Source organism: Virgibacillus sp. M23 (assembly GCF_034190895.1).
GTDB classification, from domain to species: Bacteria; Bacillota; Bacilli; order Bacillales; family Amphibacillaceae; genus Virgibacillus; species Virgibacillus salarius.
On record NZ_JAWDHA010000242.1, the window covers coordinates 1 to 463 of the forward strand.

Annotated in this window: 1 protein-coding gene; it reads left to right on the top strand. The window is 34.1% G+C overall.

What is annotated here, in order from left to right; translation table 11 throughout:
- Positions 1-267: 267 nt before the first annotated feature.
- Positions 268-463: GntR family transcriptional regulator (locus tag RVS70_RS22320; RefSeq protein WP_321134898.1), on the top strand; the 196-nt coding region annotated here is incomplete at its 3' end.

A 463-nucleotide genomic window follows, 5' to 3' on the forward strand; every position in this document is an offset into this window, starting at 1 on the left:
TCCCCTGCAGTAAGTGCATTCTTAAATGTTGCCGAAAGGGTTCTTGACGATTCAATAAAAAACATAATTTCGTGAAAATATTTATAGACAAGCATGAAATAGGTTACTTAAACAGTAAGCATGTCTCGCTTTTTAATGAGATGTGCTTTTTATTATAAAAAAGAACAACAAGGTGTGTTAGAAAAAATAAATTTTTCTGAAAATATTGCATGCGATATATTTATGCGATATATTACATGTAACAATAATTTAATTGGGGTGATACAAATGCCAGTACCTAAAAATTTTTCTTCACCAGTTCGGATGACTGCTAAAGAACGAGCACTTTCCCAAATTCAGAGATGGATTATCGACGGTACTCTACAACCTGGTGAGAAGCTAATAGATGCCGAGCTCGCAGAATCTTTGGCTGTAAGTAGAACTCCTATAAGTGAAGCTTTTCAACTTTTAGAAGTTCAAGGCT